This window comes from Acinetobacter sp. WCHAc060025, from assembly GCF_004209355.1.
Taxonomy (GTDB): Bacteria; Pseudomonadota; Gammaproteobacteria; order Pseudomonadales; family Moraxellaceae; genus Acinetobacter; species Acinetobacter wuhouensis.
The window spans coordinates 26,236-49,233 of sequence record NZ_SGSX01000014.1 but is presented as its reverse complement, the minus strand read 5'-3'; the positions used below and the strand labels follow the sequence as shown (position 1 = coordinate 49,233).

Here is a 22,998-nt window from a genome sequence, read left to right as displayed (position 1 = left end):
GTATTCCTTTGAAACATAGAGCCAAACCTCGACCATCTCAACTTCCACAATATATTTTTAAAGTTGAACGATTGTCACACGAAGGGCGAGGGATTGCGCACTATTCAAATACCACAGAACATTTGGCAGATGTTCGTGGTACAAAACATCCGAGTGAAAAGCACGGTAAAAAAGTGTTTATTCGCTATGCTTTGCCTGGTGAAATCGTTAAGGCTCAAATCACTAAACAAGTGTCTAAACTTGAAGAAGCAGATTGTATCGAATTGCTCAGTGAGCCAAATCCTCATCGTATCCAACCGATTTGCCCGCATTTTGGAAGCTGTGGTGGGTGTAATATGCAACATATTCATCCCGATGAGCAGATCCGTTTAAAGCATGACGTTTTAAAATCACACCTCAGTCATTTTGCGGGTTTAGCGCCTGAGCAATGGCTAGCGCCGTTACGTTCAACGCGTGTCGATTATCGTCATAAAGCACGAATTGGCGTACGTTATTTACCAAAACAAAATAAATTACTCATGGGTTTTCGTGAGGCGCAAAGCAATCATTTAACTGAAATTCAGACCTGTAAAATTCTCGATGCTGAACTTGATCAAGCACTTCCAGAAATTAAGCTATTACTCGAAAGTCTAAAAGGCAAAAGTAGCATTGGTCATATAGAATTAGCCAAAGGAGATTGTGAAATCTCTTTATTGGTACGTCATACTGAAAAATTAAAAGAGCATGATGTCAACCTATTGCAACAATACGCGTTACAGAAACAATGGCAGTTGTATTTGCAACCCGCAGGTGTAGACAGTGTACATCGCGTGGATGATGCGCAAGCAGCAATGCATTTACATTACCGATTAGAAGATTTTAACGTCGATTTTGCGTTCAATCCCACAGATTTTACTCAGGTCAATCCGACTGTAAATCCTCAAATGGTCAAGCTGGCATGTGATTTGCTTGAATTGCAACATGGTGAAAAAGTTCTAGATCTGTTTTGTGGATTGGGAAATTTTTCACTTCCTCTCGCCAGATGTGTTGGTGTCACAGGAAAAGTCGTTGCAGTTGAGGGTAGTGAAGAGATGGTGAAGCGCGGTACAGAAAACGCACTGAAAAACAGCATCACCAATGTTAAATTTCATTCACAAGATTTAACAAAAGACTTTTCGCATTATTCTTGGGCAAATCAAGGATTTGATGCATTATTGATTGATCCTCCTCGTGCGGGTGCGGAAGAGATTATGCATTATGTGCCCAAGTTTGGTGCACAAAGAATCGTTTATGTGTCGTGTAATCCAGCGACTTTGGCAAGAGATGCTGGGATTTTGGTGCAACACGGTTATCAGCTAAAAAAAGCAGGTGTGATGGACATGTTTACTCATACGGGGCATGTTGAATCCATTGCTTTATTTGAAAAGAAAACAGAGATAAACGATTTATAATGAAGTATAGAGTTATAGGAGTAGGGTATGGTCACAGTACGTGAGCAACTTCCTGATCAACTAAATGAGTTGTCAGAGGAAGCGACTGTAGAACATGCCGCTGAAGCGCAACATGCTCTGGCGACTTGGCTAGATCGTGTGCGTGGAATTTTAGACGGTGCTGAACTTAAACAGTTAGAACAAGTCGCGCAACTCGTATTACAAAAAGAATTGGCGACCACGGTAAATTCGCGAACCAATACTTTTACCACAGGTATTGGGATGGCAGACATCCTTGCGCATTTACATGTCGATGAAGATACGCTGGCAGCAGCAGTGCTGTATCGAAGTGTGCGTGAAGGTTTAACCACTTTAGAGGAAATTCAACAAGAATTCGGTGAACAAGTTTACAACCTTGTCAAAGGTACTTTGGCAATGGGTAAACTTTCTGAGCTGATTGAAAAAAATAAACGCTTAGAAGATCACTTCAATAATAATCAACGTGAGCATTTGACTGGCATCTATAAGATGTTGATTTCAGTCACTGAAGATGTTCGAGTTGTATTGATCAAGTTGGCGGAGCGTACTTTTGCTTTGCGTGAATTGGCGCATTCACCGAAAGAACGTCAAGAGCGTGTGGCACGAGAAATTCTCACGATTTATTCGCCTTTAGCACATCGTTTAGGGATTGCGCAGTTAAAATGGGAGCTTGAAGATTTAGCTTTCCGTTACTTAGCCCCTGAACGCTATAAAGAAATTGCCTCATTGTTGAATGAGAAGCGTCTTGAGCGCGAACAATATATTCAATTTGTGGTTGAAAAACTCAAGGGTGAGTTGGCTGATCATGATATTGAGGCGGAAATTTCAGGTCGAGTAAAACATATTTATTCGATCTATCGCAAAATGAAGAGTAAAAATCTAAGTTTTGATCAGCTTTATGATATTCGCGCATTACGTGTTTTGGTGAAATCCGTTGCAGAGTGTTATCACGCTTTAGGGATTGTACATCAAATTTGGCGACATATTCCGCATCAGTTTGATGACTATATTACCAATCCGAAAGCCAATGGCTATCGTTCATTGCATACAGCGGTAATTGCTGAAAATAAATCTTTGGAAATTCAGATTCGTACCAAAGAAATGCATGAAGAAGCCGAGTTGGGCGTATGTTCGCACTTCAACTATAAAGAAGGCTCAAAAACCACAGATTACTCATTTAATCATCGTTTGCATTCTTTACGTGCAGTACTTGAGCATTATCAAGAACGTACAGAAACCAGTGCGCATCCGAACGAAGATGAGCCTGAAGATTTTGAGCAAATTCAAGATTTTGAAGGTTTTGAAAAAATCTATGTGTTCAGCCGTGATGGTGATATTAAAGAATTACCACGTGGTTCAACGGTTTTAGATTTCGCCTATCATGTACATACTGAAGTCGGGAATAAGTGCTATGCGGCACGTGTTAACCAACGTTATGTGCCACTGACTTATACCTTAAAAACAGGTGAACAAGTTGAGATTTTAACCAAGAAAGATCGTGAACCGAACCGTGATTGGTTGGTGAACTCACTGGGTTATATCAAAACTGCACGTGCACGTGACAAATTACGTCATTGGTTCAGACAGCAGGATCGTAGCAAGAATTTGGAAGTTGGGCGTGAGTTACTCAATAAAGAGCTTTCACGTTTAGCAATTCACCCAAAAAGTATTGATTTAAGTGATTATTGCAATCATTTCAATGTGAAATCTGGTGATGATATTCTGGTTTCATTGGTGAGTGGCGACATTAGCTTGCATGCCTTGATTAATCAAGTGAATCGCCACATGCACTTGGATCAAGACGAACCTGAACTGGTTTTAAAACCGACATTGAATCCACGTGCCAGTCATACACTGTCTGCACATGGCATTTTGATTGATGGTTTGGATAATGTTGAATTGCATATTGCACAATGTTGTCAGCCTGTCCATGGCGAGTCAATTGCGGGTTATATTACGCTGAACCGTGGTGTCAGTATTCATAAAGTTGCATGTCCAGATTATCTACGCATGATCAAAAATGAGCCTGATCGTGCGGTAGAAGCGGACTGGGAAATGCAGCCAACACGTGGTCAAAGTGTACAAATCGTGGTGGAGGCTTATGATCGCCGTGGTTTGCTTAAAGATTTGACCCAAGTGATTTTCTCTGACCAAATTAATATTCGCCAAGTGAATACGATATCTGAATCAGATGGTATCGCGAATATGAAATTATTGATTGAGGTCAAAGGATTAGCCCAATTGTCACGTCTATTGGCACGTCTAGAGCAACAACCTGGCATTATTAGCGCACGTCGTTTGGTTCAAGGGAATTAACGATTTTCTAGGCTATTTCAAAGCGCTATATATTTAAAATCCGAACCGTAAAAAAACCTGCTAAATGCAGGTTTTTTTTATGCTTGATCTAATTGATTAGATTTTGCATTTTTTAGACTTTTGGTAAACAGCAATGTTATTCAGATTTGCTTGTGAATCTGCTTTAAGCTTTTGTTGAATATCAGGATTGCTTGCATCAGAAGTATCTTGTTGACCAGCAACTGAGTTTGCAAGTTGTCCAGCTTTAGAGTCACCTTTACCAAATGCACTTAGCGCACCACTAGCAATACCTGCCCATTTGCTAACTTTAGCAGAAGGGTCTTGAGCTTTTGCATTGATGTTTGCAAGGTTTTTATCAGCAGCTTCTAAAGATTGTTGCGCATTAGATTTTTCAACAGAAAGTGTTGCACAATCCATAGCTTTAAGTTCAGAAGTGCTTAATTTTTGAGAAGTAGATTCTGCAGCAAAAGTAGTTGCAGAAAGCATTACAGAAGTTGCTAATACAATGATTTTTTTCATGTTAGTTATTCACTTTTAAGTTTAAATTTATAATTACCCTCTGGAGGTGCAGATATATTAAACAAGTATTAAAAAAAAGCCACAATTTTGTGATGAAATATAAAAGATATTTCAATAATGTGACTTTTTATTGTTTTTACTTTTTTGAAATAATGAGATTAGTCAAGCGGTTGATAATCTGCGGGCTAATATTGGACAGTTGATACAAAATTTTGGTTTTGAAACCGATGAGTGTGTGAGTTGTAGTAAGAATTGTCCCTTTGGCTTTGGCTAAAGTCAGAATTTGCTCGGCAACATCTTGTGGGTTTAGATCAACCCCTATTTTTTGAATCGTACCTGCATCCATATTTTTAACCATCGCAGTTTGCACAAACAGTGGCATGACATCTAAAACGCGAATGCCATATTTTTGCCACTCTGTATCTAAGCCTTCTGTGATGCCACGGACAGCAAACTTACTGGCAGAATAAGATACTAAATCTGCCTGTCCATAAATTGCAGATGCCGAAGAAAGATTGATGATCCGTGCAAATTTGGCTTTTCGCAAATAAGGTAATGCGGCATGGCACCCATTCAATACACCATTAACATTAATAGCAATTGTTCGATGATGGGCTGAAATGTCGGTTTTTTCAAAATCCCCTGAATAGAGAATACCCGCATTATTGACTAAAATATTGAGTTCGCCTGCCCATTGAGAAAACTCCTCTAGTGCAGTTTGCCATTGTGCATAGTCACTGACATCGAGTTTTCCAGCTTTTGCATTGTGTCCCAATTGATCAGCCAAAGCCTGCGCCTGAGTTTCATTGATATCATAAATACCAACTTTATAGCCTTGTTGATAGAATAGGCGAGCAATCGCAGCGCCAATCCCTTGCGCTGAACCACTGATAAAAATGCTTTGACTCATGGCAATCTCCGTTTTTGTTTTATTTAGATTGAATTGAGTTGAACATAAATGAACAATGATCACAAGTTCTAAAGCGTCATTTGTGATTGATCTTAAAGGATATAAAATGGAACAGTTATTAAGCATTATGAAGCAGTTACGTGCAGAATGTCCTTGGGATCGAGAGCAAAGCCCTGAAAGTTTGACGCGTTATGCGATTGAAGAAGCGTATGAGGTCGAAGAAGCTGTTCGTATTGGCGATGTTGAAGAAGTGAAAAATGAATTGGGCGATTTACTACTACAAGTGGTGTTTCAGTCACAAATGTATAGTGAACAAGGTGCTTTTAACTTTGATGATGTGGTTGATGCGATTTGTCAAAAGCTAATTCGTCGTCATCCGCATGTATTTGAAAAAGAAAAGTTTGAGCAATTAACCCCTGAACAAGTCTCATCTTTATGGCAAGACATTAAGCATCAAGAGAAGCAACAAAAAGCCAAGCAGGGCAAACTCCAATCACGTTTAGATACGGTAAAACATGGTCCTGCCTTGTCGCAAGCTGAAGATATTCAAAAGAATGTTGCGAAGATTGGATTTGATTTTCCTGAAGCAGTTCAAGCTTATGAAAAAGTCAAAGAAGAATTAGCTGAGTTTGAAGAAGCGATGGAGTCTGGAAAATCCGATGAAATGTTGGATGAATTTGGTGATTGTTTATTTTCTTTAATTAATGTTGGACGTAAACTAGGCATATCAAGTGAAATGGCGCTTTTAGGCACTATTCATAAATTTAAAACTCGCTTTGCTTATATTGAAGAACAAATCAATTTTAAAAATAAACAATTAGAAGATTGTACTTTAGAAGAAATGGATCAACTTTGGGATCAAGCAAAGCTAAAACTAAAACAACAGGTTATCCATGAAAATTCAGGTGTTGCGAAATAATCATTTAGAAAAATTAAATATATTCGCCATTCTATGGCTTCTATTGTTGGGGATGTCGTCGAATGTGTATGCACAACAATTTGATCATGCCTATTTAAAATGGAAAGCTGAACAGCAAGCGCAGGATGCTAAGTTAAAAAAGCAAGACGATAACTATTATTTGTCAAAACCAAGTTTATCGACATCTTCAAGCCGTTCAAATCAGCCTTCATCTTCAAAGCAGATTTCACAGCTGAGTTCTGGTTCTAAAATTAGCTTAAATTCTGCAAATTTAGAGCAATTGCAACAGCTGAATGGTGTGGGTGCGAAGAAAGCGCAGGCGATCATTGATTATCGTAATCAGAATGGAAAATTTAATAGTATTGATGATTTGCAAAAGGTAAAAGGAATAGGCCTTAAGCTGTTAGAAAAAAATAAAAGCCAATTAAGTTTATAGTAAACTAATATTTATTATTGATTTATATCATAATTTTTGGAAGGGAGGGGTGTGATTAAATCGCATCGAAAGCACTATTCATTTTTTGAATTTACTATGAAGAATTCGAGATTCAAATTGCCCTTTAGTTGTGTAAGCGATATGATTAGCACAATTATGATTTTTACGTCCTGACGTAGGAGACAGTGTCTTTTGCAAACTTTGCGTGCGTCAAAGTGTGGCTTATCCACCGCTCAATTACCTTCTTCCATTTTAGATGTTATTGATTCTTTAACCAAAGCTGGCTATGAAGCTTATATAGTCGGTGGTGGTGTGCGTGATTTAATGCTTGGCTTAAATCCGAAAGATTTCGATGCAGTCACCAATGCAACACCATCACAGGTTAAAGAAGTGTTTGGTCGCCGTTGCCGAATTATCGGACGACGTTTTGAATTGGCACATGTCTATTCTGGTCGTGAGTTGATTGAAGTAGCAACATTCCGTGCGCCTCCGAAAAAGGCGATTACTTCTGCGCAAGGCATGATCTTACGTGATAATAATTGGGGCACGATTGAGCAAGACTTTGCACGTCGTGATTTCTCGATTAATGCCATGTACTATCAACCACGTAAAGATGAAGTACTTGATTTTTGCCATGCTTATGACGATATAAAAGATAAAAAATTACGTCTTTTGGGGGATCCAACCTTACGTTTTGAAGAAGATCCTGTACGGATGTTGCGTACTTTGCGTTTCGCAGCGAAGTTGAATTTCAGTATTGATCCTGAAATTTTAAAAATCTTTACCCCTGAAATGACTAATCTGTTACGTGATGTATCACCACATCGCTTATACGATGAGTCACAAAAATTATTTACCATGGGGCATTTGCATCGTGTGATGCCGATGCTGATTGAGTTTGGTATTTGGAAGCAATTGTTTGCTGACATCACCCCTGAAATTACTCAATTCATTGAGCGTGCTGCAAAAAATACCGATCAACGTATTCAAATTGGTAAAACCATCAACCCTGCATTTTTCTATGCGGTATTGTTGTGGAATAACTTCCAAGCACGTTGTGAGTTTTATCAAGGCAAAGGCGTGGTTGCTGCTGAAGCACGTGCGCAAGCAGGGCTTGATGTATTAAAACGTCAAGCGACTCGAACCATTATTCCTCGTTTTGCTGAAACCTTTATTCGTGAAGTTTGGGAAATGCAAAGTCGTTTACTTAGCCCTAAACCTCAGCAAATTGAAGCACTTTCAAGTCATGCACGCTTTCGTGCAGGTTTCGACTTTTTATTGTTAAGAGAAAAATCAGGCGATACTACCACCAATGGGATGGGCGCGTGGTGGGATGCTTATCAAAATATGTCAACGGACGAGAAAGAGCGTGCGATTAGCAGCTACAATCGTCAACGTGCTAAGAGTCGTAAAAAAGTCGCAGACCCTGTAACAGGTGATAAGGCTGTTGTGGACGAAAATAAAGCGGTTTCGACACACATTGAGCCATTGGTAAAAGAGCAAGAATCACGTAGTCGTCGCTCACGCAGTAAGCCAAATTCGTCTGCATCATCTGGTGATTTTAGATCAGCAAAAACTACAGTCAATACGGGTGAAATTACAGCAGATCATCCGATCACCAAACGTCGCCGTGTACAACGTGATTTGACCAAAGTGATCTTTGGGCCAACGCAATGATAAATAAGACCTACGTTGGTTTAGGTAGTAATTTAGGGGATTCTAAGCAGATTTTACGAGAAGCCGTAGAGCAACTTAGAAAATTGGGTAAGGTCAGTGTCTCTAAGCTGTATCAAAGCCCTCCGATGGGACCTCAAGATCAACCGAATTATCACAATGCTGTTGTAGAATTAAACACTCATTTAGCCCCTTTAGATTTGTTAGATGAGTTGCAACGCATTGAAAATGAATCAGGTCGTGTTCGTTTACGTCGTTGGGGAGAGCGAACTTTAGATCTTGACCTTTTGCTTTATGCTGAAAAAAACATTATAAATGAGCGACTCACAGTGCCACATGTTGGTATCTTAGAGCGTGATTTTGTGGTGATTCCTTTATTGGACTTAGATGCTGAGCTTCGAGTAAATGGACAATTATTACAAAATTTAGAACTTGTATCACATTCAACATTGACCGTGCTTGCAGATCAGGCTTGGGCAGACTGAACTGTTGAATGTACACAACACTTTCATTGAAAGAACTCTCATTGATAGAGGAATATTGTCATGATTAGTCTAAGCGATTTAAGACAATTCAAAACTCAAGGACGTAAATTTTCATGCTTGACTTGCTATGATGCAAGTATGGCGCGTGGCATGGAAGTCGCAGAAATTGATACTATTTTAATTGGCGATTCTTTAGGGATGACAATCCAAGGGCATGATTCCACTTTGCCTGTGACCGTTGCAGATATGGCATACCATACAGCTGCTGTACGTCGTGCCAATCAACATTCTTTTATTCTTTGTGATTTACCATTTATGAGTTATGCAACGCTGAATGATGCGTTGGTCAATTCTAAAACCGTGATGCAAGCGGGTGCTCAAATGGTGAAAATTGAGGGTGGTGAGTGGCTGGCTGAAACAGTTAAAGTTTTGACACGAAACGGTATTCCTGTTTGTGTACACTTAGGTTTAACACCGCAATCTGTACATGTGTTTGGTGGTTATAAACTACAAGCCAAAACACGTGAAGCTGCGGATCAACTGATTGCTGATTGTAAAGCTGTGGTTGAAGCTGGCGCAGCAATGTTATTGCTTGAATGCGTTCCTGCTCAAATGGGTAAAGAAATCACTGAATTATTCCCGCATGTACCTGTGATTGGTATTGGTGCAGGTGTAGAGACTGATGGTCAAGTCCTCGTGGTTCAAGATATGCTAGGACTGACTTTTGGTAAAGTGGCACGTTTTGTGCGTAATTTTATGAAAGAACAAGCAGGCGAAACAGCAATTGTTGATGCATTTAAGGCATTTCATGCTGCGGTGCTAGATCAATCATTCCCTGCGAAAGAACATACTTTCCAAGTCGAGCTGTAAACATGAAAACAGAAACTACCATCCAAGGATTAACAGCATCACTTAATCCTGCTCGAGCGGCACGTAAAATCATCGGCTTTGTTCCCACGATGGGTAATTTACATCAAGGGCATTTAAACCTTGTTCGTGAAGCTCGTAAATTATGTGATGTTGTGGTGGTTAGTATTTTCGTGAATCCCATTCAATTTGGTCCAAATGAAGATTTCGATAACTATCCACGTACTTTAGAGCAAGACAGTCATTTGCTTGCAGAAGTTGGGTGCGACATCGTTTTTGCACCCTCAGTTGAACAAATGTATGGTAAGCATCCACGTTTAACCAATATTAGCGTGAGTGATATTACCAATGATTTATGTGGCTTACAGCGCCCTGGTCATTTTGATGGCGTCGCTGTTGTCGTGACAAAATTATTTAATATTGTTCAACCCAATTTTGCATTCTTTGGGCAAAAAGATTATCAACAATTGGCTGTGATTAAACAGTTGGTTCAAGATTTGAATATGTCAATTGAAGTGATAGGCGTGCCAATCGCACGTGCAGAAGATGGTCTCGCTTTAAGCTCGCGTAATGGGTATTTGTCTGAACAAGATCGTCAAACGGCACCTGTGATTTACAAGACCTTGAAAACTGCGGAACAAGATCTACACGCAGGGAAATCATTGCTTGATACCTTGTCGCAAATTCGTACAAGTCTAACTGGTGCGGGTTTGGTGGTGGATTATGTGGAAGCACGCAGTCCAATGCTACAAAAGGTTGAACAATTTGACCAAGATGTTGTATTGTTTATCGCAGCAAAATTGGGCAAAACTCGCTTGATCGACAATTTACAAGTCAAACATTCTGCTTAACTTTATTTGCTCATTCAGTGATTTAGTTTAGCTATGTATTAGGAATCGCCATGCCATGAAGCGCATACTTATCGTGACAGGACAATCTGGTTCAGGTAAATCATCTGCATTGCAGGTGCTTGAAGATTTGGGTTATTACTGTATTGATAATTTGCCTTTGGCATTGCTTCCTGAAATTGTTGAAAAATTAGATAAAGAAAATAATTTAGATTTACTCGCACTCGGTGTCGATGTGCGTAGTGCTCGTGAAGATTTACAGGGTTTTGATCAGGTTTTTCAGCAAATCCAAAGACACGGTAGTGTTGATGTTATTTATTTGACTACACGTGATCAGGAACTGATTTCACGGTTTAGTGCGTCACGTCGTCCACATCCATTGTCCAATCGTTTTCAAAGTTTGAATGAATGTATTCAAGAAGAAAAAAATTTACTGTTGCCAATTCAACTTCGCGCAACAGTACATATAGATACAACAGATAAAAGTGTACATGATTTAAAAGATACCTTATTGTCCAAACTCGGACAGTCCGATAAACTCATTTTAATTTTGCAATCTTTTGGATATAAACATGGTATTCCATTAGATGCAGATTTTGTTTTTGATGTCAGGCATTTGCCGAATCCTCATTGGGATTTAGAATTGCGTAAATTTTCAGGTTTAGATGAACCTGTGCGTAAGTTTTTAGAAGCCAGCGAACAAGCAAATGAGATGTATCTAGACATCTATGCGTTTTTAAATAAGTGGTTGCCTGCTTTTGCAGAAGGACATCGTCACTATATTACGGTGTCAATCGGCTGTACGGGTGGTCAACATCGTTCGGTTTATATTGTGGATCGGTTGAAGCAGGCTCTTGAGTCGAAATGGCCCATTCAAGTATTACATAGAGAAATGAAGCACTGGTCATGATCGACACAACTGTTGACGTAATTAATAAATTAGGGTTACATGCGCGTGCATCTGGAAAACTAATCGAAGTCACTACCAAGTTTAAATGTTCTATTCAAATTGGTAAGGGTGATAAATTGGTCGATGCCAAGAATATCCTTTCTTTACTCATGCTCGGAGCAGGTAAAGGAACAACTTTGCGTCTAGTGATTGATGGTGCAGATGAAGAAAAAGCTTTGTCTGAAGTTCAAGCATTATTCGCAGATAAATTTTACGAGGCAGAATAATCGTGGCACGTCGTCCGCAACGTTTTACTGAAGATGATTTTGATTCTTTAGAAGGGCGTGCAAGTAAAACCGAACAGAAGAAAGCTGTGCAACGCATGGCTGCTTTAGGTGAGCAACTCGCTGAGTTGTCAAAGAAGCAAATCGAAGCTTTACCTGTTGAAGAGCGTTTGATCGAAGCTCTATTAGATGTACAATTCATTACATCTTTTGAAGCACGTCGTCGTCAGTTTCAGCGTATTGGTAAATTGCTGCGTAATGAAGATGAGGCAATAATTTTGTCTTATTTAACGCCAAAGCAAGGTGCCAAGAAATTAGCGCAATTGGATCGTTGGGTGGATCGTATGATTGAACAACGTGATCCTGCGATTAAAGAATTTTGTAAATCGTATAATGCTGCAGAAAGTCATTCTTTACGTCAGCATGTTTTGCGTATTCATCGTGATATTACAAAACAAGTTTCTGCTGAAGAATTAGAAGCATCTAAGTTAAAATTGCTGAATTATGCGCAACAAGTGGCTTTAATTTCTGATAATTCAAAGTAATTGCATCTCTGTTGCATAGAAAAAACGACCAAATATGGTCGTTTTTTTATGTCTGCAATTTAAATCATCACGCGCTTATGCTTTGGGTGGCACAGGTGCATCAACTGGTGCAGGTGCATGCATAGGTTTCCCCATCATGTCTGGACGTGCATTCGGTTTGAAATGTACTACGCAGGTGCCCGCAATTAATTTGTCATCAACTTTGGCTTGAATTTGCTTACCATTCGTTTGTCCATTGCATGCGCTTTGGATTGCGTCCCATTTTGCTTGGCGTTCAGCACGCTTTTGTTCAAATTGAGCTTTACGTTCAGCACGTTGTTGTTCGAACTGTGCTTTTTGATCTGCTGTTAATTCTTGACCACGCTTAAAGTGATGACGGTCATGGCGATTATCATGATCTTTGACACGATCTGTATCACGTAAGGCTTTCATTGCACCACGATCTGGATGGAAGTTGATTGCACAAGTACCTTCAACAGACTTTTCGTTGACTTTGAATGAAACTGTAGAACCGACGGCTTTATTGTCACAGGCAGTTTGCGCTAATTTCTTAAACTCATGACGTTCAGCACGCATTTGTTTCATTTGCTCACGTTGTTCTGGTGACATTCTATGATGTTTATCACCATGCATCATGCCACGACCATCGTGCCCTTCTTTAGGACTAGGGTTGGACTGACAAGCGGTTAAAGCCCCCATTGCTAAAACACTTGCGGATACTAAAGCGATTTTTGTCATTGCTTTCATTGTTGCTACTCCAATGAATGTTCTATGTTTTGTCGATCAGTAAAGATTAAATAATAATGATGTAGAAACAATGGAGAGTATTTTAAACAAGTGTTGGGTACAATGTTGAAATGAGAAGAAAAATGCGAGATCAGTTTTGAAAATACGCCGAGTCCCCATTGCATTACGCTTATTCCTCACAGTTTTATTAACGACCTTGTTAATTACAACTGTGAGTTTGGGGGTATTGCATTGGACGATGCAGAAGAATTTTGCCAAATATGTTGCAGATGTTGAGATGCAGAAACTCGATCATTTGATTGAAAATTTGGCAGGGGTCTATGGTGTCTATCAAGACTGGGGGAATGCTGTTCAAGCACAAATTTTACAAATTGAGGGTGAAGCAGCGCCTGATGACTACGACAAGCTTTCTCGTTGGTGGTTACGTCGTCAGTATGATATTTCGTTACAGCAAAAATATTTTAAAGAACATACAGTTGTTAATTCTGTCGTTGCCAATGCAAATGTCGGACAGGGGCAACTTGATCAAACTGAGCTAAAAATACTTGAAGAAAATTTACCTTCACAATACCAGCCTTTTGAAGGTCTTCGATTCCCTTTAAGTGCCAATCAAAATTTATTTAGACCACCTGCGGATCGTAAGAACTCATCACAGAATACATCACAAAATTCGTCACAGCCTCGCCCACAAAGTGATAATCCGCCATCTAAAGAGTTGCCACCCCCTGATACCATGCGGACTACTGGTGATTCTCAAAAAGGCAAAAAAATGTTCATTGCCATGCCTGATCGGCTCGGATTAAGTTCACGACTTTCACTTTATGATGTCAATCATCAGTTTATTTTGGGCGAACCATCGAGTGAGCAAGTATCTTACCGTCCGATCACAGTGAATAATAAAGTGGTGGGTTATTTAGGTTTAAAACCAGTTTTAGATCAAGATGATGCACTCAGTATTAACTTTTTTAGTAATCAAACGCGCTATTTGGTTCTCATTTATATTCTGAGCTTTTTGACTAGCTTGGTGGCGGCATTATTATTGGCAACCTATTTTAAACAGCCAATTCAACGTTTATTGAACGCAACAAGAGAATTAACCAAAGGCAATTTTCAACATCAAGTGACTGTAAAGCGTAATGATGAGTTGGGGGATTTATCCAATGAGATTAATGAATTAGCCACAATTCTTGATCAACATGAAACTTCACGTCGTCAATGGGTTGCGGATACTTCGCATGAATTTAAAACACCATTGGCAGTATTGCAAGCACAGATTGAAGCGATGCAAGACGGAATTCGTAAACCAACACCTGAGCATTTTGAAGCGATGTTACGTCAAGTCACCAGTCTAAAAAAATTGACGCAGGATTTAGCCGATTTAGCGCAAGCTGAAGCACAGCAATTGAAATGTTATTTTGCTGAAATTGATCCTTGGGCTGTGGTTTTGCAAGAGGTTGAAAACTTTAAACCGAAGTTTGAACAGGCGGATTTAACAATTTCAGCAACAGGTGAACATGTAAAATTACAATTAGATATAGATCGCTTTAAGCAAATTATGGTCAACTTGTTGGGTAATAGCATTCGCTACACTGAAGCAGGTGGAGAAGTTCAAGTGCATACCATTCAAGATGCAGATTCATGGACTGTGATCGTGGATGATAGTCCACTGGGCTTAAGTGATGAGCAGATTGCGCGTTTGGGTGAACGTTTCTATCGTGTGGATGATTCACGTACACGTAGCACAGGTGGAACAGGTTTAGGTTTGGCGTTATCGGGTAAAATTGCCCAAGCTTTAGGTGGTCAATTGACGTTTGATCATTCACCACTCGGTGGTTTGCGTTGCAAACTGACATTTTCAAAACATACAAAAGTTTAAAAGGAAAAGCACAACATGAAGCATATCATGCTGGTAGAAGATGAAGTTGAACTTGCGCAGTTGGTGCGAGATTATCTAGAAGCAGCAGGCTTTGAGGTCAGTATGTTTCATGATGGTCAGGAAGCATATGACAGTTATTTACAGCGTAAACCAAGTTTGATGGTTTTGGATTTGATGGTACCTCGGATGGATGGTTTAACCATTTGCCGTAAAGTCCGTGAGCAAACTGACTTACCGATCATTATGGTGACTGCGCGAACTGAGGAAATCGATCGTGTATTGGGCTTAAATATGGGTGCAGATGATTATGTCTGTAAACCGTTTAGTCCTAAAGAATTGGTGGCACGTGTTCAAGCGGTGTTGCGTCGTTTAGAACGCAAGGCTGAACCTGAAGCCAATGATTTATTCCGTATCGATAAAGCACAACAACGTATCTGGTATCAACAAAAATCGTTGAATTTAACGCCAACTGAATTTCGTCTTTTAGAGCTTTTCCTCGAACATTTAGGTCAAGTCTATTCGCGTGCGCAACTTTTAGACCATATCAACCCAGACAGTTTTGATGTTGCAGACCGTGTTATTGATAGTCATATCAAGAACTTACGTCGTAAAATTTCGGAAGCAGCCGAAACTGGAAACCGTCATGAATGGGTACAAGCTGTTTACGGAGTAGGCTATCGCTTCGAGTATCCAGAAGATTAAAAAATTTACAATTTGAAATATGTTTTGTGGATAAACACAGGTTTATCCACAGTTTTTGTGGGTAAATGTTTATAACTTGTAATTTAATAGCTCAGAAATAAAACATATAAATAATATTTAAAGTATATATTCTCATTTGGAATAATAAATTTTGAGTCAAACTGGATTTATTCACCTAAACTTGGCTATGGATCGCTAAAACTTGTTTTTGTGCTTTAGTTAAAGTTTTCACGACTAAGGCATACGAGTTTTGGACAAGGTCTTCGATCAGTTCCTTTGTAATTTGTTCACCCTCATAGATTGAGATCCAATGTCGTTTATTCATGTGATAGCCTGTATGGATAGATTCATACACATCTCTCAGCATTTCACTATGTTCAGGTTGCACTTTGAGATTCACCATTTCTTTGCCATTTAAATCAAAAAACAGCATGAAGACTTTGCCCATAATTTTATACACATGGATGTCTTCGCCAAAAGGGTAATCTAACTCGGCTTTGGGTAATTGTGCTGCTATTTTTAAAGCAAACGCTTGAATATCATTGCCTGTCATCTCACCCTCACATTTAAAAATCGATCATTATGGAAAAATACTGATGAGTGTACCATCATCGACCAATTTCCAAATTTCGTCCATATCTACATTTCTAACTGCAATGCAGCCCCACGTCCAATCATTTCGGGGTAAATAGGTCATGAGGTTCGGCAGTTTTTCAATTTGTGAAGTCGTCGCCGAGCCATGAATCATAATGTCACCCCCTGGGGAAACACCGAGTTGTTTGGCTTTTGCCTTATCCTCCGCATTTGGATAACTGACATGGAGTGATTTATAAAATGCACTTTTTGGATTGCGCCAATCCAAAATATATTGCCCTTCTGGAGTCTTGCCATCACCTTCTTTGACTTTATGCCCAATTGGATCAAAACCTAAACGCATTGGATAGGTTTGAATAATTTGACTCCGGTGCATGAGTTTGACTACACGATCTGTTTTATAGACTTTAACTTCTGTAATCGGAGTATTTTGGCGAATCTGCGCAATTTCTTGTTCTGATAGATTATGGACTGTAATTTCAGTTTGAGTTGTCGGCAGGTATTTCTGATATTTTTGATAGGCAAACGTACCTGCAATGCTGAATAAGCAAATCACGATAATGAGAAAGATAAAGTTTTTATTCATTTTGAGTTATAAACAATGTAAAACTATGTATTGTCTAAATTTTATTCATTTTAAATGCGAAAGCTGTGGTTGTTTTGTGATTGTGGATTTATCCTGTGGATAAGCACATGGTTATCCACAGAATTTGTGGGTAAGTTTGATGGATAATTAATGCTATTTTATTTCACTTTGCTTTGGATTTAGTTTCATTATTGATTATTCGCATCAAAGAAATTTTCAAACAGTAATGGATTTTCTTGTTTATTTTGAATGATGGAAATTTAACTTTTATTTTTAATGAATATTTTATGTGTTAAATGTTTATTTATGTAATAAATTTTGGCTGCTTATTTTGTGTGACGATTTTATTTTAGGTTTGCATACTTATTAGGTATTTTGAATAAGTATTTTATTATTATCAAAATATTAATATTTTTGTCTAAATTATGTTGAAATTTCAAGCATAAAAAGATATTTTTAAAAAGTTTTATATTTACAAAAAATTACTTTTGAATCCGTTCATAAAAAGGATATCTCATGTTATTGAAAAAAACATTGCTTGTGTTGATGTGTAGCTCGGCTTTGGTGGCGTGTGGAGGGGGAGGATCATCAAATGAAAATTCAAACAGTAGTGGTGGAACAGGCGGTGGTAGTGTTACTACACCGGCTTCGGATTTAGATAAAGCAAAACAATTAATTGAAACAACAAAAGCAATTATTTCATATTACGATGGTTTTCAAGATATTGCAGATAACTATAAGACACCTGTTGAAGTGATTAATAATACAGCTTCGGATTTAAGTCGTGGTGCTGACATTGTGCTTACTTTAGCAGAACTAGCACAAGAAGATTCAAAAGGTCAGACAAAACAATATAATGCCGCAGAGTTGGAATTATTATTAAAAAATGATGCCATCCAAAATGATTATCCACTTGGGTACGACATAAAAAATAGCACATTACAGATACAAGTAAGTGCTAATTCTGTCAAAGTTACTGGTTCTGCGGATGTTGCCTACTGGGATGATTTTAAAGATTTAGATAATTGGGAATGGGGAAATCCTGACTGGTATACCAATAAAGACAACTTTATTTACGCCAATCAAGCAAAAGTAAATGTGACAAATTTTGTAGTTGAAGCCCCTTTTGTTGCAAGTCAAAGTACTTATAATTTCAAAATTGCAAATGGTGGCTCAATTGAAGTGACCAATTCAGCACAGCAAAAAGCTAAATTTAGCTTTACTGCTGACAGTACTGCTAAGTTGGTATATCCAGTAACTGACACTTTGGAAAACCAAGAGGCGGAACTAAATCAAGCGTCTTTACAGCTTAAAGGTTTAGTCTTTGAAAGTGCAGATGTGAAAGCAACGTTAAGCGAAGTTTCTTTTGACGCTAAAGCAGTTAAATTTAGCAATGGTCAATCGACCAATGAACAACTTATTCCATATAATTTGACATTGAAGGGGCAAGTTGCATATCTGCAAGAAGTATTAGATTTAGATGCTAGCATTAAATTAAATAATGATTTAACTAAAGTGATTGATATTAGCCAAGGTGAAACTAAACTGAACTTTATCAATGCAGACTTGGCAGTTAAGTTATCTGGTAAATTAAAAGGTGCCAATGCTGCTCCTACACCATTTAGTATCGATGTGACTGCGAAACGTGCTGAATATTTAAAAGGCATTGCAAATGTAGCGGTTGCTGTAGATAAAAATGCTTTGGATATTGCATTTGAATCACAAGATATTACTGTCGAAAAACCTGTGATTGACAGTTTGATTAAGCATAAAAATGGTGCTTTTGTGCAAATTAATGATATTCGAAATTTCCAACAGGCTGACGTAAAAGTCGGTACGACAAGTTATGGAACGATTACTAAAACGTCTTCAGGTCAATACGCTGTTAAGTTCACTGATAATACTATTGTTTACATTACACCTTAATTTTAACGAGTGAGAAGAAGACAGCATGCGCTGTCTTCTTTTATATTAAATGAATAAAAACCTAATATTTTTAATGCTTTTACCGTCATTCTGTTTTGCTGAACAATCAGCGAAATTTTCATTGAATGCCGAATTATATAGTGATCCTGTTTCTGTACATGCTTTTTTGAATGATTGGGATAGCCCACGTTTGGAAAAAGGAAAGAATGCTTTTGCTTCAGGTAAAATGAAACTTGAAACTCAGCATGATCATTGGACGATGGGATGGGTTTGGTCGTATGACTATCAATTACGGTTTAGTGAGGATATGGCGAAGCTATATTATCAAATTAAAAATGATCAGCTTATTGATGCAAATTCAAATTATGCTTTGGAGCTAGAAGCTCAACATGTCGATACTGTAGGTGCAAGATTTGGCTATGATTGGGATATAAACTCTGATTGGAAGATCGTGACAGGATTAACCGCTTTGATCGGTCGGCATTATGTAGATGGTGAGTTTCAAGCACAAGGTCAAACAAGCAACATGCCTGAACTGATGGATCGGGTTAAGTGGTTAAATGGTCATTTAAACTATAGTTATGATGAACCTGCATTAAAAGAAGATGAACTTGGTTGGAATGGTCAAACCAATAAAGGTTATGGTTATGCCTTAGATCTGGGTGTGAAGGGTAAATTAGCTAAAAATTGGGATATTGCTGTACAAGCAGAAGATATTTTCAGTTATTTATATTGGGACAATGCACCATTTACAAAATATAGTATTCGTTACGATCAGAATAGCCGTCCACGTATGGACTTGGCAGGACAATTAAGTAAGACCAAGCAATACACCCAAAAGTTACCTTATAAAATCAGTTCTGAAATTACTTATTCTCGTAATGATCAACCATGGAGTTTAAGCTTAACAAGTTTTTCAAATCAGTATCTTACTTTGGTACAGATGAATGGTTTTTGGCAGTATGCTTCACTCAAATATGGGGTACACATTGAACCACAGACTCAATCTTTAGGCGTGTCTGTACAGCATAAAAACTTTGGTTTGAAATATTTAACAGATGATTTAGCGACCAATGATGCGCATCGTTTTAGTACATATTTATATGCGCAATATTTTTGGTAATTCATCATTCTGAATGTAAGCTTTATGGGTAAAGAGTGCGGAGTATAAACTCCGCTTTATTTTTAAGACGAACAACTTACCATCACTTCAGGAGCATCACTTGGCAATGGTGCTAAATCTTCCGCTCGTTCTAACTCAGACTGCTTCGTGAATGGTCGACTAAGTAATTTAAATAAACGATCGACTTCTGAAAAATCATTGTGATCAGCCAGCTCAATCGCTTTTTGTGCCATGTGATTACGTAAAATATAGATGGGATTGGCTTTCGGCATTTCAGCATCTAAGGCGTCAATATCTTGGTTTTCTCGGATACTTTCAAATTGTGATAAGAAGCTTTCAAACTGTCTACGGTCAAGGCAATCATCTTTAATGGCTTCATATTGTTTATTCTGCAAACGAATAAAACTGTTGGTGTAGTCTAATTGCTCGCTTTGCAAAATTCGTAAAAATGCCATTGCGCAGTCAAAACTGTCTTTGTGAAAACTAGGTAAGCCCATTTTTTGACATAAACCATGCGTGTAATGTTCTAAAAATGTCGGTTCAAAATGTTCTAAGCAATCGGCAAGATCTTTTTTAAATTGTTCTTTATTCTCGGGCGTTGCCAGTGGAATGAGATTATTCAACCAATTCCAAAGATTCCAGTGTGCGATACTTGGTTGATTTTGGTAGGTATAACGACCATTATAATCACTGTGATTATTGATCCAATTTGGACGGAAACGTTCCATAAAACCGTAAGGTCCAAAGTCCAGTGTTGAACCCGTAATATTTAAGTTATCGGTATTCATTACGCCGTGAGCAAAACCAACTAATTGCCATTTGGCAATCATCACTGCGGTGTTTTGAATGACTTTGGTGGCAAAGGCTAAAATTGGATTTTCAGTTTCTAAATATTCTGGATAGTGCCATTCAATACATTTCTCAGTAAACTCTTTGAGTAATTCGGGCTGATATTGGTTGATCCATTCAAAATGTCCTAAACGAATATGACAGTCTGAGGTGCGTAGCATCATTGCGCCAAGTTCTAACTTTTCACGTTGTACGCCTTGTTCCGAAGTTGTAAAACCGACTGAATTACTTGATGGTACGCCTAAAGCATTGAGGGCATGTCCTGCGAGATATTCACGGATCACAGAACGTAGAACTGCGCGACCATCACCCATACGAGAGTAGGGAGTCGAGCCTGCACCTTTTAAGTGTAGATCAATGGTTTGTCCTTGCTTATTCAAAACCTGTGCGATGAGTAAGCCACGACCATCACCCAATTGTCCTGCCCATTGTCCAAATTGATGTCCTGCATAGACCATCGCCAAAGGGTGAAACTCGGGAAAGGTTTTTTGCCCGCTACAAATTTCAATCCATTCAGTTTTTTCTTGTTCTGACCATTGCAACTCATCTGCTAAAGCTACATTGAAATGTCCTACTTTTGCACCTTTAAGTGGGGCAGGCATTTGTTCATGGTAGAATTTTGGATTGAGAGATGGATAGCGAGGATTGAATTTCATAACAAAACATCAAAAGGGCTTTGGTTAAACTATAACAAAGTTTGATGAAGTATGGGATTAATCCCTAGTAATTTAGTCAACTTAATCTACAATAAACAACTTCGCTCCATGTGTCGTTGATGAGCGATGAGCCTCGGCATTGTCTGCCACTTGATAGCTCATACCAGTGCTGAGTGTAAAAGTTCGACCATCTTCAAGTTCGGTATGTAATTCACCTTCTAAGCAAAGTAAAATATGTCCCTTAGAGCACCAATGGTCTGCTAAATAATTTTCTGAATATTCGACAATGCGTACACGGATGTTATCAAACTGTTGTGTACGCCATAGTGCATAACCTTGTTCCCCCTCATGACGAGTAGTTGGAATTTCTGCCCAATCGGTTGTGCTGAAGGGGATGTTATTTAGATTCATTTTGATTCTCTTATTTAATGTTGTTTTGTTCTATTCGTTCAAGGGTATTTTATTGGATAAGCCTCTCCTTGCAGACTCAGAATGACTTCTGAGGATCTTCATCTCCCAGAGGGAGAAAGAGGATTTTTAATGCTAAAAGAAAAGCCCCATTTCGGAGCTTTTCAATTGATGCAAATTTGATTAAGAAACAACGTTCTTTTTAATACCACGCATTAAGGTTTCTAAACGCTCACGGTGAAAAGCAAGTTTTTGTTCAACCAATTGGAAATCAACTTTAAGTTTGGCATCCATTTGATGAATTTTTTCAGCAACAGCCGCTTTTTTCGCTTGAATTTCTTGCTCTTTTAAAGCAGCCCAATCATTTAAAGTATGGGTAAATGCTTCATATTCTTGAGAGACTTTCTGCTTCATCGCTGCAATATCTGAGTTCACATCGTGACCATAGATCGCAAGATCTTGTTCAGCATATTTAAACTTCATTGCCAATTCAGCTTTTTTAATATTAAAGCTTGGAATACGGCGAAGATTTTTTGCCAAACCAACTTTAGAGCATGACCAAATGAGCCATTTTGTCGGATCGTACTGCCACCATTTCACACCATTACGGTAGTCGTATTGGAAAATATGGTGATAGTTATGATAGCCCTCGCCCCAAGTCGCAATCGCAAGGATAAAGTTATCACGTGCTGTATTTTCGTCTGTATAAGGACGCTTGCCCCACATATGGCATAGTGAGTTGATGAAGAACGTCACATGATGGCTAAAAATCAAGCGAAGTAAGCCACCCAATAATAATACGCCCCACATGTCACCTACAGCCCAGCCGATTGGCAATAAAATACCGGCATGAACTGCAATGACCAATGGAATGTAGTATTTGTCTTGGAACATCACGACTTTATCGTTTAATAAATCTGGTGCGTTTTTATAGTTGGCTTCAGAAGATGGATAGTTACGTAACATCCAACCAATGTGCGCGAACCAAAAACCGTTGTTGATTGAATATGGGTCTTGATCGACATCATCAACATGACGGTGATGGGTACGGTGACCAGAAGCCCAGAATAAAATACTGTTTTGTACAGCAAAAGTACCCATAATCATCAAAATGATTTTGAGTGGTAAAGTCGCCTCATAGGCACGATGCGCCCATAAACGATGATAACCAGCAGTAATACCTAAACTACTGAGACCGAGTAAAACGAATAAACTAATCCAAGCTGCCGCACTAAAATCATGATGATAGGCGTATAAAGGGATCGCGATCATTGCAACTATAGGTAAAAATACCAATGCAAAAACACCGATCCAGTTTATTGGGGCTTTGGGTAGGGGAGCATTCATCTCCAACAGCACTCCTAAGAACCTTAATTAGGTTAAAGTTGAAA

At 38.6% G+C, this 22,998-nt stretch carries 23 protein-coding genes; 15 read left to right on the top strand and 8 right to left on the bottom strand.

Features of this window, described 5'->3' with window-relative positions; all coding sequences use genetic code 11:
* Positions 1 to 8: 8 nt before the first annotated feature.
* Together rlmD and EXE09_RS12875 are read left to right on the top strand one after the other, a co-directional pair.
* On the top strand, positions 9 to 1,430 hold the full coding sequence (rlmD, locus tag EXE09_RS12880; RefSeq protein ID WP_130117548.1) for a 23S rRNA (uracil(1939)-C(5))-methyltransferase RlmD: 1,422 nt from the start codon (positions 9 to 11) through the stop codon (positions 1,428 to 1,430).
* A gap of 27 nt (positions 1,431 to 1,457) precedes the next feature.
* Positions 1,458 to 3,764, top strand: a complete 2,307-nt coding sequence (locus EXE09_RS12875) for a RelA/SpoT family protein (RefSeq protein WP_130113693.1) — start codon at positions 1,458 to 1,460, stop codon at positions 3,762 to 3,764.
* 96 nt (positions 3,765 to 3,860) lie between these two features.
* Here the strand turns inward: EXE09_RS12875 and EXE09_RS12870 are convergent, their stop codons facing one another.
* Together EXE09_RS12870 and EXE09_RS12865 are read right to left on the bottom strand one after the other, a co-directional pair.
* Complete coding sequence (locus tag EXE09_RS12870; RefSeq protein ID WP_130117547.1) at positions 3,861 to 4,283, bottom strand: hypothetical protein; 423 nt, start codon at positions 4,281 to 4,283, stop codon at positions 3,861 to 3,863.
* Positions 4,284 to 4,419: 136 nt separating this feature from the next.
* A complete protein-coding gene (locus tag EXE09_RS12865; RefSeq protein WP_130117546.1) occupies positions 4,420 to 5,193 on the bottom strand; it encodes an SDR family oxidoreductase in 774 nt (257 codons plus the stop codon).
* Between the two features lie 106 nt (positions 5,194 to 5,299).
* Between EXE09_RS12865 and mazG the strand changes: the two genes are divergently transcribed.
* From mazG to yjgA, 9 genes are all read left to right on the top strand, one after another.
* Positions 5,300 to 6,112 (top strand): nucleoside triphosphate pyrophosphohydrolase, encoded by an 813-nt coding sequence (mazG, locus tag EXE09_RS12860; RefSeq protein ID WP_130117545.1) that lies wholly within the window; start codon positions 5,300 to 5,302, stop codon positions 6,110 to 6,112.
* Complete coding sequence (locus EXE09_RS12855) at positions 6,087 to 6,548, top strand: ComEA family DNA-binding protein (RefSeq protein WP_130117544.1); 462 nt, start codon at positions 6,087 to 6,089, stop codon at positions 6,546 to 6,548. Before mazG ends, EXE09_RS12855 begins: the two co-directional genes overlap by 26 nt.
* A 192-nt stretch (positions 6,549 to 6,740) precedes the next feature.
* Complete coding sequence (gene pcnB / locus EXE09_RS12850; RefSeq protein ID WP_087553559.1) at positions 6,741 to 8,225, top strand: polynucleotide adenylyltransferase PcnB; 1,485 nt, start codon at positions 6,741 to 6,743, stop codon at positions 8,223 to 8,225.
* Positions 8,222 to 8,707, top strand: a complete 486-nt coding sequence (gene folK / locus EXE09_RS12845; RefSeq protein WP_130117543.1) for a 2-amino-4-hydroxy-6-hydroxymethyldihydropteridine diphosphokinase — start codon at positions 8,222 to 8,224, stop codon at positions 8,705 to 8,707. Before pcnB ends, folK begins: the two co-directional genes overlap by 4 nt.
* A 60-nt stretch (positions 8,708 to 8,767) precedes the next feature.
* Positions 8,768 to 9,577: a 3-methyl-2-oxobutanoate hydroxymethyltransferase gene (gene panB / locus EXE09_RS12840; protein WP_068973290.1), complete on the top strand. Its 810-nt coding sequence runs from the start codon at positions 8,768 to 8,770 to the stop codon at positions 9,575 to 9,577.
* Positions 9,578 to 9,579: 2 nt separating this feature from the next.
* A complete protein-coding gene (gene panC, locus EXE09_RS12835) occupies positions 9,580 to 10,425 on the top strand; it encodes a pantoate--beta-alanine ligase (protein WP_068973291.1) in 846 nt (281 codons plus the stop codon).
* A 55-nt stretch (positions 10,426 to 10,480) separates the two neighbouring features.
* On the top strand, positions 10,481 to 11,332 hold the full coding sequence (gene rapZ / locus EXE09_RS12830; protein WP_068973292.1) for an RNase adapter RapZ: 852 nt from the start codon (positions 10,481 to 10,483) through the stop codon (positions 11,330 to 11,332).
* Complete coding sequence (locus tag EXE09_RS12825) at positions 11,329 to 11,598, top strand: HPr family phosphocarrier protein (protein ID WP_004725933.1); 270 nt, start codon at positions 11,329 to 11,331, stop codon at positions 11,596 to 11,598. Before rapZ ends, EXE09_RS12825 begins: the two co-directional genes overlap by 4 nt.
* A 2-nt stretch (positions 11,599 to 11,600) precedes the next feature.
* Positions 11,601 to 12,140: a ribosome biogenesis factor YjgA gene (yjgA, locus tag EXE09_RS12820; RefSeq protein ID WP_130117542.1), complete on the top strand. Its 540-nt coding sequence runs from the start codon at positions 11,601 to 11,603 to the stop codon at positions 12,138 to 12,140.
* A gap of 75 nt (positions 12,141 to 12,215) precedes the next feature.
* On the opposite strand, the gene EXE09_RS12815 is transcribed toward yjgA, so the two are convergent.
* A complete protein-coding gene (locus EXE09_RS12815; RefSeq protein WP_130117541.1) occupies positions 12,216 to 12,887 on the bottom strand; it encodes a hypothetical protein in 672 nt (223 codons plus the stop codon).
* A 136-nt stretch (positions 12,888 to 13,023) separates the two neighbouring features.
* On the opposite strand from EXE09_RS12815, the gene baeS reads away from it, so the two are divergent.
* Complete coding sequence (baeS, locus tag EXE09_RS12810; protein WP_130117540.1) at positions 13,024 to 14,763, top strand: sensor histidine kinase efflux regulator BaeS; 1,740 nt, start codon at positions 13,024 to 13,026, stop codon at positions 14,761 to 14,763.
* A gap of 15 nt (positions 14,764 to 14,778) precedes the next feature.
* The gene (locus EXE09_RS12805; RefSeq protein WP_068973296.1) at positions 14,779 to 15,465 is read left to right on the top strand and encodes a response regulator; all 687 of its coding nucleotides are present in this window, start codon (positions 14,779 to 14,781) and stop codon (positions 15,463 to 15,465) included.
* A gap of 175 nt (positions 15,466 to 15,640) precedes the next feature.
* On the opposite strand, the gene EXE09_RS12800 is transcribed toward EXE09_RS12805, so the two are convergent.
* Together EXE09_RS12800 and EXE09_RS12795 are read right to left on the bottom strand one after the other, a co-directional pair.
* Entirely contained in the window at positions 15,641 to 16,018 is a 378-nt protein-coding gene (locus EXE09_RS12800) for an MmcQ/YjbR family DNA-binding protein (protein WP_130117539.1), read from the bottom strand.
* A 27-nt stretch (positions 16,019 to 16,045) separates the two neighbouring features.
* Positions 16,046 to 16,645 carry a L,D-transpeptidase family protein gene (locus EXE09_RS12795; RefSeq protein WP_130117538.1) on the bottom strand — a complete coding sequence of 200 codons (600 nt, stop codon included), beginning with the start codon at positions 16,643 to 16,645 and terminating at the stop codon, positions 16,046 to 16,048.
* Between the two features lie 516 nt (positions 16,646 to 17,161).
* Here EXE09_RS12795 and EXE09_RS12790 point away from each other — a divergent pair.
* Both EXE09_RS12790 and EXE09_RS18940 read left to right on the top strand, forming a co-directional pair.
* Positions 17,162 to 18,571, top strand: coding sequence for a hypothetical protein (locus EXE09_RS12790; protein ID WP_130117537.1), 1,410 nt, complete (start codon positions 17,162 to 17,164; stop codon positions 18,569 to 18,571).
* A 121-nt stretch (positions 18,572 to 18,692) separates the two neighbouring features.
* Positions 18,693 to 19,694, top strand: coding sequence for a hypothetical protein (locus tag EXE09_RS18940; protein ID WP_323052797.1), 1,002 nt, complete (start codon positions 18,693 to 18,695; stop codon positions 19,692 to 19,694).
* A gap of 62 nt (positions 19,695 to 19,756) precedes the next feature.
* On the opposite strand, the gene EXE09_RS12780 is transcribed toward EXE09_RS18940, so the two are convergent.
* The 3 genes from EXE09_RS12780 to EXE09_RS12770 all read right to left on the bottom strand — a co-directional run bounded on the left by EXE09_RS12780 (position 19,757) and on the right by EXE09_RS12770 (position 22,954).
* Positions 19,757 to 21,199, bottom strand: coding sequence for a protein adenylyltransferase SelO (locus EXE09_RS12780; RefSeq protein WP_130117536.1), 1,443 nt, complete (start codon positions 21,197 to 21,199; stop codon positions 19,757 to 19,759).
* Positions 21,200 to 21,280: 81 nt separating this feature from the next.
* Positions 21,281 to 21,610: a DHCW motif cupin fold protein gene (locus tag EXE09_RS12775; protein ID WP_130117535.1), complete on the bottom strand. Its 330-nt coding sequence runs from the start codon at positions 21,608 to 21,610 to the stop codon at positions 21,281 to 21,283.
* A 180-nt stretch (positions 21,611 to 21,790) separates the two neighbouring features.
* Positions 21,791 to 22,954 (bottom strand): acyl-CoA desaturase, encoded by a 1,164-nt coding sequence (locus tag EXE09_RS12770; RefSeq protein ID WP_068973303.1) that lies wholly within the window; start codon positions 22,952 to 22,954, stop codon positions 21,791 to 21,793.
* Positions 22,955 to 22,998: the final 44 nt, after the last annotated feature.